A 16661-nucleotide genomic window follows, 5' to 3' on the forward strand; every position below is an offset into this window, starting at 1 on the left:
ATGAAACCCTTCATTCCACAGCGTTTCGAATCCCTTGTCTTCGGACTGTTGCTATCGGGGTTCATGTCCTGTCTGGTCACTCTGATCGCCAGTGTTCTGACGGTCGGGATCGAGCCAGGGTTGTTCGGCATCTGGATGGAGAACTGGTTTTCATCCTGGCTCGTCGCCTTCCCGGCGGTCCTGGTGGTCGCACCGCTTGTCCGGCGGATCGTCCATCGTTTGGTGATAACGGGTTGATGTAAAGAGAGATCTCATGAAAAAGCTGCTTCTGTGCTGCCTCTTTCTGCCTTTCTGGTCACTCACTCTACGCGCGGAACCCGCCGAATTGCTCACGGACCATCCTCTGGCCGGCACGCTGTGGCACGTCGGCGAGAAGCGCCAGGCCAGCCCTGAAGAACTCTTCGCCGCGGCGGCGGAAGCGCGCTGGATCCTGCTTGGAGAAAAGCACGATAACGCAGAGCATCACCGGATTCAGGCCGAGGTCGTCGGGGCTGTGGGAGAACGGGAACGCCGCCCTGCGCTTGTGTGGGAAATGGCGCAACCTGAACACGATGCGGTTTTGAAGGCGGCGACCGCTGAGCAGGTGGACGGCCTGGGTGATGCCATTCAGTGGGAACAGCGTGGCTGGCCGAGCTGGCCGGAGTATCAACCCATCGCCGAACAGGCACTGAAGTATGGGATGACCATGGCTGCGGGCGATGCCCCGCCTGCGGTCAGGCGCAACCTGGGCAAAGGCGGGTCGCTGGATGCCGATACCGCCGCGGACATAGGATGGTCGCGGGACTACAACGATGACCAGCGCCGCCGACTGATGGAGCTTCTGGCGCTTTCCCACTGCGGCATGCTGCCCGAGAAGGTCTTGCCGGCCATGGCTGATGTTCAGAGGCTGCGAGATGCCTGGATTGCAAAGGTCATGCGCGATGAAGGCGCCGAGGATGGTGCGATTCTGATTGCCGGTGCCGAGCATGTCCGCAGAGACCGCGGCGTGCCCTGGCACCTCCTGCCGCTGGAGGATGAAATGCTTGCTTTGGCCGCTGTCGAAGTGGTCCGGGACGTGGCTGATCCCGAGGCTTATCCGTCCTTCGATCCTGAGCAGTTCGACTACGTCTGGTTTACCGCCCGGGTTGACGAAAAGGATCCCTGTGAAGCCTTCCGCAAGTCCTCAACTTAGCCAAATTCGGGTCACCTCTCGTTGCGAGAACTCACAAGCAGAACAGACAGATTGGCTTGTTCAAAGCTTGAGTCCATCAGAGCCCTGCCGGTTGTCTCCGATCCCGCGAGCCAGGGACGCACTGCTCAGCATGCGCTTGAGGGTTGGATCACGATCGTAGACATGATGCTTCAACGCGGCAGCGATGTGTATGACCACAAGAGCGACGAGTGCATAGCCCGCAAACTGATGTATCCCAGAGCCGAGCGAAGCCAGCCAAGTCACTTCTGCCTGAGCGGGGATCGTAAACCAGCCGAAGACCTCCACCGGCCGACCACGAAATAAAGACGCGACGACACCCGATAGCGGCATGAGTAGAACACTAGCCAAGAGAGCCCAATGGGCGACCTTCGATGCCCTCTCCTGCCATGCGGGCATACCCGCTACGGCCGCTGGAAACCCTCTCACGACCCGCCAGAGGACGCGCCATAGGCCAAAGCCGAGCGCCAGAACCCCAATGGACTTGTGAATGGCAATCAAGTCCCCTCGTTCGTCGCGCGGTAACTCACCGTACGCGAGATAAAGGCCGAAACCCAGCATGCCGATCATCACAGCTGCAATCACCCAGTGATTGACGCGGGACGTGAAACCATATGTCGCGTTTCTTTGCATAGTTGAGATCTCCCGATGTTTGCCTTGGGAAATTAAGAAGGGCGGATATTCACGGTCGTCAGGTCAACGGACTCTTGCTTTGACGCGCATAGCCGTTCCCTAAAGTCTCGCTCCCATACCGATAGATGGATGCTGTTCTGGCCGGGAGAAGAACCATCCGGCAGTGAGTTTGTCGCCGTTTGTCACAAATTCGAGCGCTGTTACATTTTGCGACACTTTTTCGGCTGAGACTGTCGCCGTGGTGGGGTAAAGTCTTGTAATCCTGTCGAGTATTCCGACCTAAACTGCGTTAACAGTTCGAACCCGACACACTCCGCAGACCACACTGCGCTCGCAGCGCCGAGAAGAGATCGCCGCGGCGTCGTTCGAAAACCGAGAGCTCTTGGAGACCTGACTTTGAAGCTGCGCAATGCAATCGGCGGCCCTACGCGGGGTGAGAGATGATGGTCATTCTGCGTCAGATCTTGTTTGTCACAGTCCTCGCCGGCCTCGCGCTCGGCGGTTACGTCTATTACCAGCAGGCGCTTCTCGCTTCGGCGGAGTCAAAGGGCCACACGACGCAAGCTGCCACCCGGAGCATCGCTGTCGAGGTCGCGCCCGCCGAAAGCCGGAAGCTCGCCAGGATTTTGGAGGCGGTTGGAACAACGCGGGCTCTGCGCTCCATCGACATCGTCCCCGATGCCGAAGGACGCATTGTGGAGATTGATATCGTTGCTGGCCGCGAGGTTGAGGCTGGTCAGCTGCTTGCCCGGCTGGATGATGAAATCGAGCAGGCGACACTGACCGAGGCGCAAGCAACACTTGATGAAAAGTCGGCTGCCCTCGCACGCGCTGAAACGCTTTTCCAGAGCAAAACCGTCAGCCGGGCAACCATCGACCAGGTGCGCGCGGAGACGGCCATCGCGCGGGCAACGCAAGAGCGGGCGCAGCGGCGGCTCGATGATCGTGTCGTCCGTGCGCCCTTTTCCGGCGTTTTGGGGATCAAAGCAATCGATCTTGGCGCGCGTGTCGATACGGATTCCGTGCTCACCAGCCTTGATGATCTCTCCGCGGTGGAGATCGAATTCAGCCTGCCGGAAACAGTCTATGGGCAGATTGAGGAAGGTCAGGCTGTGACAGCGGTTGCCGCCGCCTTTCCAGGGCGCAGTTTTACCGGAACCGTCGTCGCGGTGGACAGCCGTATCGATCAGACGTCGCGCGCTTTTAAGCTCCGTGCCCGACTCCCCAACGAAAAGCGGGAACTGCCGGCAGGTATGTTCATGCGCCTCAGTCTTGCGATGGGCGCGCGTGATGCCGTGATCGTGCGGGAAGAGGCAATCCTGGTCCAGGGTGGAAACGCCTATCTCTTCATCGTCGAGAACGGAAAGGCAGTACAACGGCGCATTACCGCTGGTGCACGCCGGGACGGCATGGTTGAGGTGGTGTCTGGAATAGCGGCTGGGGAAGTCGTCGTTTCGCGAGGGATCCAATCCTTGCGCGACGGCATTCCCGTGGATGTTCTCGTCAGACCGCCTCCCGATGGCGGAGAGGATCTACAGCCGCCGGCCGGCGCCGCCCGTCAACCTGCCCCTTCATCCGGCACGGCAGGGCAGCGAAGCTCATGACACTCTCGGACATCGCGATCCGGCGCCCGGTTTTGGCAGCCGTTGCCAGTCTTCTCATCATCGTGTTCGGTTTCGGTGCCCTGAGTCAGCTGCCGATCCGCGAGCTGCCTGATATCGATGCCGCGGTGGTTTCGGTGCGCACGGCTTACACCGGCGCGGCTCCCGAAATCGTCGACACGGATATCACCGAGGTGCTGGAGAGTTCCATGGCCGGCATCGCCGGGGTCAAGACCATCACTTCCCGGAGCCGCCGCGGCAGCAGCAGCATTACCATCGAATTTGAAGTGGACCGCGACATCGACGAAGCGGCGAACGATGTGCGCGACGCTGTCGCACAGGTCCGTGCCGAACTCCCCGAGGATGTGGATGAACCCCGGGTCATCAAGAATGACGCCGACGACGATCCGGTCATGCGTCTTGCCGTGGTCAACCCTAATATGACCGCCGCCGAAATCACCGACTATGTGGACCGCTACATCGTCGACCGCTTGTCGACGGTGCCGGGGGTCGCCAGTGTCGATCTTTACGGCGACCGTCCCATGGCGGTCAGGATCTGGCTGGACCGCCGCGCGATGGCAGCCCGCAATCTGACCGTGGCCGACATCGAGACGGCGCTCCAGCGCGCCAATGTCGAACTTCCCGCGGGTGAACTCGAGACCGCTGCGCGTCAGCTCACCGTCCGTCTGAACAGCCGCATTCCGACGGTCGAGGCCTTCGCCAATGTGGTTATCGACCGGATTGCGGGCCATCCGATCCGCCTCGGCGACCTGGCGCGCGTGGTGGCGGGGGTCTCCGACGACAGCACCATCGTGCGCAACAACGGGGTGACGGCAGTCGGTCTCGCGGTGATCCGCCAGAGTCAGTCCAACACCATCGCCATCTCCAACGGCGTGCGCGATGCCATTGAAGCGATGTCGGACGGCCTGCCGGCGGGCATGGCGATCGAAGTGGGATCGGACGATGCCATATTTGTCGGTGCGTCGATCCAGGAAGTCCTGACGGCGCTCGGCATCTCGCTGGCTCTGGTCGTGGGTGTCATCCTTGTATTTCTGCGCTCCTGGCGGGCAACGCTGATACCCGCAATCACCATTCCCGTCGCGCTCATCGGAACGCTGGCGCTGATCGGCGCCATGGGCTTTTCCATCAACGTGCTCACATTGCTCGCGCTGCTGCTGGCCATCGGCCTGGTGGTGGATGACGCGATCGTGGTTCTCGAGAACATTCAAAGACGTCTCGACCAGGGTGAGAGCCTGCTCAAAGCAAGCGTGCTCGGCGCGCGTCAGGTTACCTTCGCGGTCATCGCCACCTCGATCACCCTGATCGCCGTGTTCGTTCCCTTGTCTTTTCTCCAGGGACAGGTTGGCCGCCTCTTTATCGAGTTCGGCTTTGTCATGGCGAGCGCGGTGCTGATCTCTACCTTCGTGGCCCTCACGGCCTGTCCGGCCCTGGCCTCGAAGCTTCTGCGCGGCCCGAAACCCGCCTCTGAAAAGGTGATGGCGCTGCCCCGGAGCACGGACGCGTCCGAACAGGAAGGAGTGTTCGTTCGTGGCTTCCGTGCAGCTGTTAGTTTTGCCGTCGGCGTCCCCATCGTCGTGATCAGTCTGGCTCTGGCGATCGCAGGGGTCGGCTTCGCTGTTTATCAGGGTCTGCCGCAAGAACTCAGCCCCAGCGAGGATCGCGGCGTGGTCTTCGTGCCTCTCTCAGCGCCGCAGGGCAGTACCGTCGGTTTCACCGACTCAGCGACGCAGCAGGTCGAGCGGATCGTCGAGCCTCTCCGCGCTTCTGGTGACATTGAGACCGTTTTTACCTATAGCGGGAGTTGGGGCAATCAGAACCGCGCCTTTGTGGTGCTCCGCCTCTCGGATTGGGCTGAGCGCGAGCGCTCCCACCGCGATGTGGCCGCGGCGATCAGCCCGAACATGCGTGAGATCACCTCCGCCCGGGGCCGCCCTATTACACCGGCGGGGCTAGGTCTGCGCGGAAGCCGCACGCCCTTGCGCATCGTGGTCAGTGGACCGGATTTCGATAGCGTAAAGACCTGGGCCAGCGATCTGCTCGCCATCGCGCAGAATAATCCCGGCCTGGAAAATATGGAGATGGACTACGAGGAGAACCAGCCGCAGATCGACATCTCCGTCGATCGCGAGCGTGCCGACGACCTGGGCATCAACGTGGATACCATCGCCTCCACACTGCAAACCCTGTTGGCCTCCAGCGAGGTCACGCAGTTCGTGGACCGGGGCCGCGAGTACCCGGTTCTCCTGCAGGCCGAAGACAGTGACCGCGTCTCGCCATCGGACATCGATTTCATCTTCATTCGCGCGGGAGACGGAACCTCCCTGGTGCCCCTCAGCGCGCTGATCGATGCGGATATGGTCGCGGCGGCAGCCGAATTGCGGCGCTATGACAGGCTGCCATCGATCCAGGTGACCGGATCGCTTGCCGAGGGCTTTACCCTGGGCGAGGCCATCGCCTTCATGGAGCAGGCCGCCGCGGACACGCTCCCCAGCGAAGCGCAAATCGGGCTTGCCGGCCAGTCGCTGCAGTTCAGGGAAACCTCCAGCGGTGCCACGACCACCTTTTTGCTCGCGCTTCTTATCGTATTTCTGGTACTCGCCGCACAGTTCGAGAGCTTTGTGCACCCGCTGGTGATTATGCTGACGGTACCACTGGGTGTCGCCGGGGCCGTTTTCTCGCTGGCGGCCACGGGGATCACGCTAAATATCTACAGTCAGATCGGCATCATCCTGTTGGTCGGACTAATGGCCAAGAACGGAATTCTGATCGTGGAATTCGCCAACCAGCTGCGTGATCAGGGGATGAGCGTGCGCGATGCGGCGCTGGAAGCCACCGTGCTGCGCCTGCGGGCCATCGTAATGACGTTGATATCCACGATTCTGGGCGCCGTTCCACTGGTTCTGGCAAGTGGCGCGGGCGCGGAAAGCCGGATGGCAATCGGCACGGTTATCGTTGGCGGACTTATGCTCTCGGGCACTCTCACCCTCTTCCTCACGCCTGTCCTCTACAACCTGCTGGCCCGCTTCACCACACCCCGCTCCCGCATCGAAAAGCTGATTGAGACCGAATTGAAGGATCTCGGTCACCCCGAAGCCGTCGCAGCCGAGTAGTCCCCCGTTTGGGCCCGTAAAGTCATCGAACGATGAGAAAGCGATTGAGGCGCCCGGCATTGAAGTGTGCCGGGCGCCTCAATCTTCGGCTATTGCCGTTGCGGCTCGATCGCCGCAGCTGATTTGGCGAGGCGCACCAGATTGATGAATTCCGCCCGGTAACCGAAGGGATCTTCGCCTTTGGCGGAGAGCGCCAGAGCGATCACGTCGTCATGGGAGAAATCGCCCGTGTAGCGGCCGCCGCGCAGGATCTGCCCAAAACCGGCAACAGCGGCGGCAAAGCGCGTGGACTGGGGCGCCTGCGCAATCGAAGAGACTTCCGCGTCCTTGGTGATGGCCGTCGAAATCAGGGTGCTGCTGTCGCTGTCCGGCAATTTGTAACGGATCTTCAGGAACCCATATTCGTCGCTCTGGTCGGTTTCCGTCTCCGCGCGGTCGGACTGGTAGCGAAGATCGTCGACCTGTTGCGCGGACGAACCGGTCGGCGTGACTTCATATAGCGCCGTCACTCTGTGGCCGGCGCCGATATCACCGGCATCAACTTTGTCATTATTGAAGTCTTCCCGGTTCAGCATGCGCGTTTCATAGCCGATCAGGCGATACTCGCTGACCATGGCCGGGTTGAACTCCAGTTGCAGCTTCACGTCCTTGGCGATGGTAAAGAGCGTGGAACCGGCCTCTTCAACCAACACCTTGCGGGCCTCACTGAGCGTGTCGATGTAAGCGGCGTTTCCATTGCCGTTCTGGGCCAGGGTCTGCATCAGTTCGTCATTGTAATTGCCATGACCGAACCCCAGGACCGAGAGGGTGACACCGGTCTTGCGCTTGCGCTCAACAAAGCTCTTCAGCTCATCCGGGTCCGAAATACCCACGTTGAAATCGCCATCGGTTGCCAGGATCACCCGGTTGACGCCGCTTTCATCGAGCTGACGCTCGGCAAGCTGATAGGCCTGCCGGATTCCTTCAGCGCCCGCCGTCGATCCGCCGGCGCTGAGGCGGTCTAGGGCCGCGAGGATCTTGTTTTTATCAGCCGCCTGCGTTGGTTCCAGAACCGTTCCGGCCGAGCCTGCATAGGCGACAATCGCCACGGTATCGTCAGGCTTGAGCGAGGACAGGAGCAGCTTGAAGGAGTTGCGCAGCAGCGGCAGCTTATCGGGCGCGTTCATCGAGCCCGAGGTATCGATCAGAAAGACCAGGTTGGCTCTCGGCGCCTCCGTCTTGGGTAACTCGTAACCCTTGATACCGATCCGCAGAAGCTTCCGGTCCAGATTCCAGGGCGACGGCATGATCGAGACATTCGCCTTGAAAGGTTCCTCGCGGCTGTCCGACGCCTGGTAATTGTAATCAAAATAGTTGATCAACTCCTCGACACGAACCGCATCTTTCTGCGGCAGCACCCCCCGGTTCAAAGCGCCGCGCACGAAGGCGTATGAGGCCGTATCCACATCAACCGAGAAGGTCGAGACCGGGTACTGGGTCACCAGCTTCAGCGGATTGGGAACGATGTTAGAGAAGCTGTCGCGACCCTGATCCTGATACTGCGGGATCACGACCTCGTTGCTCTTTCGAATGCCCTGGCTGGGCGCCTGTTGAGGGGTAAAGACAAAACGCTGCACCCTCTCTTCGATAACGGCCTGTCCAGTTGCGGGGCCGACCGTCGAGGGCGGCGGAGCACCCCTGGCCAAAGCTTCCTGACTGGCCTTAGGCTTTGATGCGGCAGGCGATGGTGCGGATTGATCAGCCAGTCCCTGGATCTCCGGCTCCGGCTCTGGCGCCAGCTCCGGTTCTAGCGTCGGCGCGTGCTCTGGCGTGGGCGCGGGCTTGGCTGCCGGTTCGGCGGCGGGCACAGCCGCCACCTTTTCCCTAGCGGCTGGGAAGCGCGCTTCATCGATTTCGTATTCCGAGGCGGTATCGATCAAGGCATGCTCGATCTGTTCGACATTCACGACGACAAAGGCCAGGACGGCAAGGCTTACGCCGCCCGCCAGGGTGTATCTCAGATTTAAATGGGCAAAGTTCATCATCGGTTTCCTCTTGAGTGCGGTCAGCAAATTCATGCTTCGCTCTCTAAGACGCGCGCCGATGCCGGTTCCTTGGCGGACCTCTGAATTATCTTTTTGAAACGCGTCCATGGCCGCGCGCAGGGCTGTCTGCCGCGCGGCGGCGTCGGGCCGGACGGACTTCTGGTGCCGGAAGGCACCTCTCATTCTTTCCAGTTCGTCGCTCATGCTTCCGCTTTCACCATGGCTTTGAGTTCTTTGCGCAACTCATGCATGCGCCAGGACACTGTCGACTCCTTGATTTCCAAAATATCCGCCGCCTCTGCATGGGTGAGGCCTTCCGCCAGAACCAGCACCGCGGTCTCCCGCAAATCCTGCCCGACCCGCTGCAAGGCATCGTAAAGCCAGTTCAACTCCCGGGCGGCGTCCGCTTCCGCGCCGCGCATCAGCTCTGACACCTCGCCGTAGGCCGCATGCAGGCGGCTGGTGGCGCCTTGCCGCCGGCGCAGATCCTGCGCCGCATTGACGACGATCCGATAGAGCCAGGTGGTAAAGCGGGCCTCGCCCTTGAAGGACCGGAGCTTGACGGCCAGAGACGTGCAGACAGCCTGCGCGATATCCTCGGCGTCCTCGCGCACGCCGGTGAAGCGGTAGGCAATGCGGTAAATGCCGTCGTAATGCCGCTCCAGCAGCACCTGAAAGGCCGCCGAATCGCCATTGCCCGCCTGCAATGCCAGCTCGCTATCGCTCGTGTTCATCCGCATATTCAGTTATTGGACGCAGGAGAACGGCAAATCCTTGGCGGAATCATGAAAAAAATGAGTCGCCGGACAACCGTCGTGCTCCGGAACCCAGAAAAATTCCGGAAATCCGCCAAAAACCGGAAAAGACCACGCCGCATAAATTTCAGTGAAACGCGGCACGAACGCCACAATACCCGCACAAGAGCCCTGGCATGAAGCATTGTGGCCAGGAACAGCTGTCACCCGGATCGCCGCTGGAGAGTGGCTCCGGGAGAGAAGAGTTCACGAAGCAGACGGCACATCCGTTATGCCGTAAGCGGAATGGCTTAAAGGATCGCAGCGGTCGAAACGCCATCCGACAGGGCACTTCGGTAAACAAGTTCCGCGGCAACGAGATCCTCCATCGCAATCCCCATAGCCTTGTAAACCGTGATTTCATCCTCTGCGGTTCGCAACGATGCCCGACCAATCAGGGCATCGCCAAGTCTTATGGCTGATCCGCGATCGATGTCCTGCAGCTCACCGCACCCGACCGGCGGCGGCTCGAAGGACGCGTCGTCCTCAACGTAGAGCGTATGATCGCGGGCAAGCGCGACGGGCAGCTCTCCCAGAGGCGGCGCATAGCCGACGGAGGTCACATGGGTGCCCGGCTGAACCCATTCCGGCTCGATAATGGGCTGGTAAGCGTGACTTGCCAGGCAGACGACGTCCGACCGGCGCACGGCTGCTTCGAGATCTTCAACGGCCTTCACACCCGGAATAAGGCGCGCCAGGACCTGGGCATCCCCGAACCGCAAAGACGAGATCATGATTTCGTCAAAGTCACGCACCAGAGGCAAGAGGCTCAAGTGCTCCCGTCCCTGGACTCCCGCACCGACGACGGTCACCACTTTCGAGTCCCTTCGAGAGAGTTCGCGGACCGAGAGGGCCGCGGCAGCAGCCGTCCGAATGCCGGTAATGTAGGTTCCATCCATGACGCAAAGCGGCTGACCCGTAATAGGATCGAAGAGGTTTATCATTGCCAGGTGATTGGGGAGATTCCGCTGCAGGTTCTCCTCGAAGACGCAGACCGTCTTGACCATCATGGACGAACCTTCGCGCCAGGCCGACATTGCAAGGAGAAAACCCTTGCCGGGAACCCTGATCTCAGGTCGCCCCGGCGCCTGAATTTCGCCACGCGCCACCGCACGAAAGCCATCGGCAAGGCCATCCAGCAGGGCCTCATGATCCAGTCTTTGCATCACGTCCGTTTCGCTAAGCGTCATAACTTTTATGTCGCCTTTGACAATTTCGGCCGCGCTTCGCAGATGAGACATAGAGTGGGGCATTGGAATAACTCTCGAATTTGGCTGTAAGTTAAATACTTGACTCTTCCGTGCCTCATAAAGACGCGTGGCGCTGCGACAAGCAAACAACTATACTTCGCAAGCTCATAATCTCAGGTAATGTTGTGCCGAAACGCCATCTCCCCCCTTTTGCGGCTTTACGCGCGTTCGAAGCTGTCGCGCGAACCCTCAGCTTTACGGGCGCGGCGCAGGAGCTCGGCGTAACGCAGGCCGCGATCAGCCGCCAGATGAGAGCGCTGGAGCAGGAACTGGGTGTCCGTCTTGTCGAACGTCACCCCACCCATAACAGCTTATCGCCGGCCGGAAGTAGGCTCTCGGTCGCCCTTCGCGAAGGCATGGATATCATGGAGGCGGGCGTCCGGGACGTTTCTTCGCAACCGGGGCAAAAAATTCTGACGGTCAGCGTAGCGCCGTTCTTCTCAGCCTCCTGGCTCACGCCGCGGATCATGGGCTTCATCGAGGCAAACCCTGGGATCGACCTGCGGCTTCACCACTCCTACGAACCGCCGGATTACCGCCGCGACCAGATTGATCTCGGCATCAACTGGGGCCACGGCCAATGGCCCGGCGTCGAGGCTGAAAAAATCCTGGATGGGTCGTTGACGCCAGTCTGCGCACCGGAATTTTTCGGCAACAGAAAACAAACGCTGAAACCAGGCGATCTTATCAAGCAACCTTTGTTCTATGAGTTCCGCAGAGAGGATTGGGCCGACTGGTTCGCAGCGTCGGGGACCACTCTCTCCGGGCTTCCGGCGGCGACAAAAATTGACGACTCCAACGCCTTGCGAAGGATCGCAATGGAGGGGCACGGCATTGCGCTCTTCTTCCGCACCCTGGTTGAGGAAGACCTCGCGGTCGGACGAATGCTGCTGCCCTTCGACGTGACCGTCGACACGGGGAATCACTACTTTCTGAACTATCCCTCCGACCGGGAACTGTCCGCCGGCGCCAGGCGCTTTCGGCGGTGGCTTCAGACGCAGATCAGCGGCTAAGATCCACCGCATTATATCGAAACGAGATTTACCAGCCAGATCATTCCCAGCACCACTGCAAGCGACAGAACCCAGGTTCCGATCACAATGAGCCACCGCCGATTAACACGCCGGCGTTTCGCAAATTTATCTGCGAATTGCGCAAGAGCCGCGAACAACCATTGGATAACCAGAAAACTTAGGAGCCGAGAATGGCCGGCATCATAAACGCCATCTGCGAGCAATGACGGCGGCGTCAGATGAGCCCAGCTAAAACAGGCGATCGCAACGCCAATGGTCGCCCAGACGATGAGAAAATATCGGTTGGTGGTAAAGGCGAGTGGCAGAAAATACACCACCGCGACAGTCAGAACAAAAATGACGAGAAGAAGCCACAAGAGGCTCGGGGTAGGCGCCATCTGGTTTAATCTCTAATAGACCCGCGCGTGAACGACACGCAATTCCTCCAGCGGCGAAATTGCCGTCGGAGCGCCGCGTTAAAAAGCAGCTGTCACGTTAGTCGGTCCTATCCGGAGAATCGTTCAATCTTTTGGAGCCGTGATGGGAACCCGGGAGAAAACCGCTCGAGAAGAAACGTTTTTTAGCGCCGCGGATAACGTTTCTTCTCCTTCGAACGCCAAGTATCCAGCCAGCGTTGCCAGCGTCCGTAGAGCCCCGAGGCCTGCTGCTTGATTTCTTCGGCACCGCTCTCGGCGGCTTCCCGGTAAGCCGCGGTATCTTCCTCGAATTGGTCAACAATCGGATCGACGTGGCGCTCGCGCAAGCGCATCAGGAACGCCAGAACAATCCATATCAGTGCGCCCAGACTGATCAGGAACACGATGTTGAACCAGGGAATCGGCGTGTAGCCGGGCCCGTCGACCTGTTCGATATCCACCGCATTGGGGAACATGGAGAAGATCTGAATCCGCCAGCCATAGTGGGTGACCACGACCCATTTGGGATTTTCCGCCGTCGAGGTCAGGTTCTGCGCCTTGGCCTGGACATTGCCGCTATCGAACTTGAAATACCAGGGAAAGCCCCAGTCGGTTTCTTCGTTGCGGTAAACCCGGGGCTTGCCGTTTTCCCAGACCGCGTTGACAAAGCGTACGTCACGGGTGTTGCGCTGGGTGTTGCCGTCGCCCTCTTCCACGAAGTCACGGCTGACCACGTCCATGCGTTTTACATCTGTGCCGACGATGCGGACCACGTCCTTCGAAGGCAGATAGAAGTTCAGAAACAGCGTCACCAGCAGAACCAGCAGGGCCAGCAGTCCGTATTTTACTAGGCGCATGGTCTCGGTCCCTTTCAGGTAAAGTCCGCGATGTAGATCAGCAGGACGACAATCCCGATGGGCAGGAGGTACACGCCCAACAGGAGCTTCTTGGTCAGGGAACTCTCATATTTTGCCATGCCGCGCGCAACGTAGCCCTCCCGGTCGTTCGCACGGACCTGACCGCTGTCAAAGCGGTCACGCAGCTCGCGCTCCCTGTTCCAGCGGAAGTACTTTGTCAGCACTACGTAGATCACCGTCAGTATGGCAAAAAGAACCACCAGCCTGATCACCAAAGCCAGCATCAATGTCTCCCTCGAGTCCGTGGCCCCCATGGACCAGCGTTTACGTTTGGGCGTGGTCGGGGCTTCGATCCGGACTGCGGCCGTGGGTTCGGCATGGGAATGGCCACCGGCTTGTCGGGCGACTCAGGCAAGGCACCCGACGATGGAACCGAGCCGCCCTCGCGCTCAATTGCGATTTCCAGATCTTCAAGACGAGTCTCGTCCGATTGCTCGACCGCATCCATGCCAGGCTCGGGCCCGAAGAGCGCGTCGCGCACGCCACGCTTGTCGATCGCGTATTCCTTGACCAGGAACTCCGTGACATAAGTACGCTTGGCATCGCCCCATTCCCGGTAGTGGAGATAAAAGCGGTCCTTGTTGCAGATAAAGAGCTGACGCACGTCCAACGGCGTGACATGGGCCAGCAGATGGTTCACCAGATCCCGGTCGGCATGCGACGCCGAGCGCAGGTGATAAAAATATGAGGGTTCTTCCGGCTTCAGGGGCGGGCGGGCACTGCCCTGATCGATCGCACGCAGGGTCGCCGCGATCTGATGGAATTCTTCCGGCAGCGCATCCAGATGACGATGAACGGCGGAGCGCAGATCGTCGCGTGTCAGCTTCTCGAGGTCACCGGTCTCACCACTCGACGCAAGGTGATCGACCAGGATAAAATCAAGCCGTTGGCGCAGCAGCCCACGCTCGTCCAGACCCCGCGCATCAAACACCGTCTCGACCAGCCTGTTGGCGCGCAGGAAGTCTGCAACCGCACCTGCATCCTGGATTGAAATCGCCGTCATATCCGCCGTCGCCGGATCGAAACCGGGATCGCAATAAACCAAAGCCGGCTGCCGCACATCCCGGAAGACATAAAGTCCGCCCAGATGGGAAGTAAAGAAATTGCCTTTCCGGTAAGTGACTTCGGTCGGGCTCAGCGGGTGGCGCGAGACATCCCCAACCCGCTCCGCCAGAGACACCATCTCATCCAGCGTATCCTCGTCCCACCAGGCATTGTCGCTCTCCAGAAACCTGCTGATCCCCAGGAGCAGGTCTTCCGCGTCGGACACCAGTCCGCGCGGTGTGTTGGCCTCGACCCGGATCGTACGGATCGCCAGAAGATCATCGACGCTCTCGATCCGGTAGACCGAGTTCACCAGTTCGCCCATGACCGCGTCGCGGGCCGTCAGCGCAAAAAGCACATCGCGGTTGTCCTCGATGAACTGCTTCAGGATTGCACGGCTGGTGGAAAACTTCGCGCCCATCAGCGGGCAAGCGGCTTGCGCGAGGGTCAGCAGAATGAACTGCCGGTTACAGCCGTTCGGATTGATGTAGTTTTCGTCTCGAAGTTCCTCTCCGATCTCCGGCGAGAAACCGGAGAGATCGATGTGAAAGGATTCCAGCGCCGTGCGGCGCCCGGTCAGCTTTTCCAGCGCCGCATTGTAACGCGCGACCTGGGTCGGCGAAGAGACCTCCACCAGGTTGCCGTACATTAGTCCGCGCTCGATCAGCCTGCGCATGACGTCAGCCCTCCTTGCCCGCGAAACGCGCACGCGCGGCGGCCATGCGGGTCATCTCCTTGACCTGCGCATCGATCGCCGCTTCGTCGGACGCGTTGCCGTAGCGGAATTCACTGTCCGCGTAGCGGTTGATCTCCTGGATCACCATCTCCGGCGTGATGGGGCGCGTCAGTTCGCGGATCATGGCCAGCTTGGTGTCGTAGTCCTTTTGCAGGAAGAGCTCGCTGTTCTCCATCCACTCGTCGGGAAGCTCGAAGTCCATGGCCCGGACCTTGACCGCATCGGTGATGTTCTTGATCGCCCGTCCGGTAAAGCGCTCGTCCGCCTCCTGGATGGCCTTCAGATATGCGCCCATCTTCTCGATGGTATCCAGTTCGCCGATGGCATCGCGTGCGCGGTCGAAGACATTTGCCAGTTGCTCTTCCTGCGGACGGCTGTGTTGCGCATAGGACGCCGCGACCGCAGACTTGATTTCCTGCGCCGCGAAGAGATCGTGGTCACCGACGGGGATGTTGTGGTTCGAGCCCAGCAGCAGATGCAGAATGTCGATGTAGTCCGCACGCGTCTGCGGGCCGTCGACCAGAAACCGGGCGCCGGCGCGCTGACGAAGCGCGTCATCCACATTCTCAGGATAGTTGGAGAACATACCGAAGGTGCAGTTGCCCCGCACCACGGTGTTGGCACCCGCGAAGCTCTCCATCAGCACCGCCGTCACTTCCTGCTGGCCCGCGGAGGACTGACGGTCGCCGCGCTTGCCCGCGATCTGGTCGATGTCGTCGATGGTCCCGAAGCCAATCACATGGGGATCCAGAACCGCGCGGATAAAGGCCTTGGCGTTCTGGCCGGATTTTCCCTGATAGCTGTCGATCGAGTCCGAGGAGAGGTTCTCGTAACGGAAGGGATAGCCGGCGTTCTGGCAGTAGTCGTTCAGCAGACCCGCGATCATCTGGATCAGGGTCGTCTTACCGGTGCCGGGCTTGCCATCCCCCATGAAGGTGAAGATAAAACCGCCCAGTTCCGCAAAGGGGTTGAGGCGCCGGTCGAAGTCGTAAGCCATGAGCATCTTCGCCAGCTTGAGCGACTGATACTTGGCGATATGATTGCCCACCACCTCGTGAGGCTTTTTGAAGGTCATGGTCAGGCTGGTGGACCGCGCCCGGGTCGCCGGGGTGAAGCCGTCGATCTGGAAGTCGTCCGCCTCGACCCGGAAGCTGGCCGCCAGGAAGGCCTCGAGCCCCGGCGCCGACTGGGCCCGGATGGAAACCTCCTCCATCAGTCGCTCCATGAAGGCGGCGACTGCCGGGATCAGATCCGCTTCCACCTTGGCCTTCTCGGCGACAACCTGGTCCAGCTCCCAGAGTGCCCCCTTGAGCGCCAGGGCCGGATTATCGGTCAGGATTTCCTTCAGGTCTTCGACCTGGACCTCGTGCTCTCCCGCCTCGCCGCTGTGTGCCGCCAGCAGAAACGCGCTCATATTTGCGAAGACATGCAGCACGATCAGCGAAGCGGCCGCGAGCAGTTCACCGAACTCGGCCTTCTTACCGGCTTCCAGACTGCCGTCGCGATTGCTGCGTTTCAAAGCGCCAAGCGGCGTCTGCTCATCGTATAGATCGCTGACCGCATGGGCCGTGGCGATCGCCCGGCGCAGGCTCGAGAGAACCGTCGCCTGGGTTGCGCTGACCAGAGGATCCCCGTCATCGGCTGCTTCGATGCGGCCGATCAGAACGACGCCCTCCTTACGGGCGGGACGGCGTGCGGCCAATCCCGGCGTTGTCGAGCGAAAGGCCCGGCGGGCCGGAATTCCACCGCGTGCAGCAGCCTCCGGAGACGTCGCCGTAACGGCCCCGGCGCGCGCCGTTCCGATCCGCGGGTGATGCTCGAAACCCTCGAGCAAGTGAAAGGCCGGCTCGTAATGGCTCCGAATATCCTGTTCTCGGATCTCCATCAGATTTTTAGCGACCGACATTTTGTCT

The 16661-nt window shown here is 60.4% G+C and carries 14 protein-coding genes; 5 read left to right on the forward strand and 9 right to left on the reverse strand.

Annotation, left to right across the window (positions count from 1 at the left end; translation table 11 throughout):
- Both FKG95_RS00805 and FKG95_RS00810 read left to right on the forward strand, forming a co-directional pair.
- A complete protein-coding gene (locus FKG95_RS00805) occupies positions 1-237 on the forward strand; it encodes a DUF2798 domain-containing protein (protein ID WP_142894196.1) in 237 nt (78 codons plus the stop codon).
- A 16-nt stretch (positions 238-253) separates the two neighbouring features.
- Positions 254-1171, forward strand: a complete 918-nt coding sequence (locus FKG95_RS00810; protein WP_142894198.1) for a ChaN family lipoprotein — start codon at positions 254-256, stop codon at positions 1169-1171.
- 60 nt (positions 1172-1231) lie between these two features.
- On the opposite strand, the gene FKG95_RS00815 is transcribed toward FKG95_RS00810, so the two are convergent.
- A complete protein-coding gene (locus FKG95_RS00815; RefSeq protein WP_142894200.1) occupies positions 1232-1822 on the reverse strand; it encodes a cytochrome b in 591 nt (196 codons plus the stop codon).
- 440 nt (positions 1823-2262) lie between these two features.
- Here FKG95_RS00815 and FKG95_RS00820 point away from each other — a divergent pair, with 440 nt between their 5' ends.
- Positions 2263-3426 (forward strand): efflux RND transporter periplasmic adaptor subunit, encoded by a 1164-nt coding sequence (locus tag FKG95_RS00820; RefSeq protein WP_218940031.1) that lies wholly within the window; start codon positions 2263-2265, stop codon positions 3424-3426.
- Complete coding sequence (locus FKG95_RS00825) at positions 3423-6554, forward strand: efflux RND transporter permease subunit (RefSeq protein WP_142894203.1); 3132 nt, start codon at positions 3423-3425, stop codon at positions 6552-6554. Before FKG95_RS00820 ends, FKG95_RS00825 begins: the two co-directional genes overlap by 4 nt.
- An 89-nt stretch (positions 6555-6643) precedes the next feature.
- Here FKG95_RS00825 and FKG95_RS00830 read toward each other — a convergent pair whose 3' ends face one another.
- From FKG95_RS00830 to FKG95_RS00840, 3 genes are all read right to left on the reverse strand, one after another.
- On the reverse strand, positions 6644-8782 hold the full coding sequence (locus tag FKG95_RS00830) for a vWA domain-containing protein (RefSeq protein ID WP_142894205.1): 2139 nt from the start codon (positions 8780-8782) through the stop codon (positions 6644-6646).
- On the reverse strand, positions 8779-9312 hold the full coding sequence (locus FKG95_RS00835) for an RNA polymerase sigma factor (protein WP_142894208.1): 534 nt from the start codon (positions 9310-9312) through the stop codon (positions 8779-8781). The genes FKG95_RS00830 and FKG95_RS00835 overlap by 4 nt, the downstream gene beginning before the upstream one ends.
- A 311-nt stretch (positions 9313-9623) precedes the next feature.
- Positions 9624-10562: an ornithine cyclodeaminase family protein gene (locus FKG95_RS00840; protein WP_218940032.1), complete on the reverse strand. Its 939-nt coding sequence runs from the start codon at positions 10560-10562 to the stop codon at positions 9624-9626.
- A gap of 185 nt (positions 10563-10747) precedes the next feature.
- Between FKG95_RS00840 and FKG95_RS00845 the strand changes: the two genes are divergently transcribed.
- Positions 10748-11635, forward strand: a complete 888-nt coding sequence (locus FKG95_RS00845) for a LysR substrate-binding domain-containing protein (protein ID WP_142894210.1) — start codon at positions 10748-10750, stop codon at positions 11633-11635.
- Positions 11636-11646: 11 nt separating this feature from the next.
- Here the strand turns inward: FKG95_RS00845 and FKG95_RS00850 are convergent, their stop codons facing one another.
- From FKG95_RS00850 to FKG95_RS00870, 5 genes are all read right to left on the reverse strand, one after another.
- On the reverse strand, positions 11647-12033 hold the full coding sequence (locus FKG95_RS00850) for a hypothetical protein (protein WP_142894212.1): 387 nt from the start codon (positions 12031-12033) through the stop codon (positions 11647-11649).
- Between the two features lie 182 nt (positions 12034-12215).
- Positions 12216-12908: a DUF1523 family protein gene (locus tag FKG95_RS00855; protein ID WP_142894214.1), complete on the reverse strand. Its 693-nt coding sequence runs from the start codon at positions 12906-12908 to the stop codon at positions 12216-12218.
- A 14-nt stretch (positions 12909-12922) separates the two neighbouring features.
- Positions 12923-13192, reverse strand: coding sequence for a hypothetical protein (locus tag FKG95_RS00860; protein ID WP_142894215.1), 270 nt, complete (start codon positions 13190-13192; stop codon positions 12923-12925).
- Positions 13192-14688 (reverse strand): DUF6638 family protein, encoded by a 1497-nt coding sequence (locus tag FKG95_RS00865; protein ID WP_142894216.1) that lies wholly within the window; start codon positions 14686-14688, stop codon positions 13192-13194. Before FKG95_RS00865 ends, FKG95_RS00860 begins: the two co-directional genes overlap by 1 nt.
- Before the next feature lie 4 nt (positions 14689-14692).
- The gene (locus FKG95_RS00870; protein WP_142894218.1) at positions 14693-16654 is read right to left on the reverse strand and encodes an AAA family ATPase; all 1962 of its coding nucleotides are present in this window, start codon (positions 16652-16654) and stop codon (positions 14693-14695) included.
- Between the last annotated feature and the right edge of the window lie 7 nt (positions 16655-16661).

Source organism: Denitrobaculum tricleocarpae, from assembly GCF_007004665.1.
Classification (GTDB): Bacteria; Pseudomonadota; Alphaproteobacteria; order Kiloniellales; family Kiloniellaceae; genus Denitrobaculum; species Denitrobaculum tricleocarpae.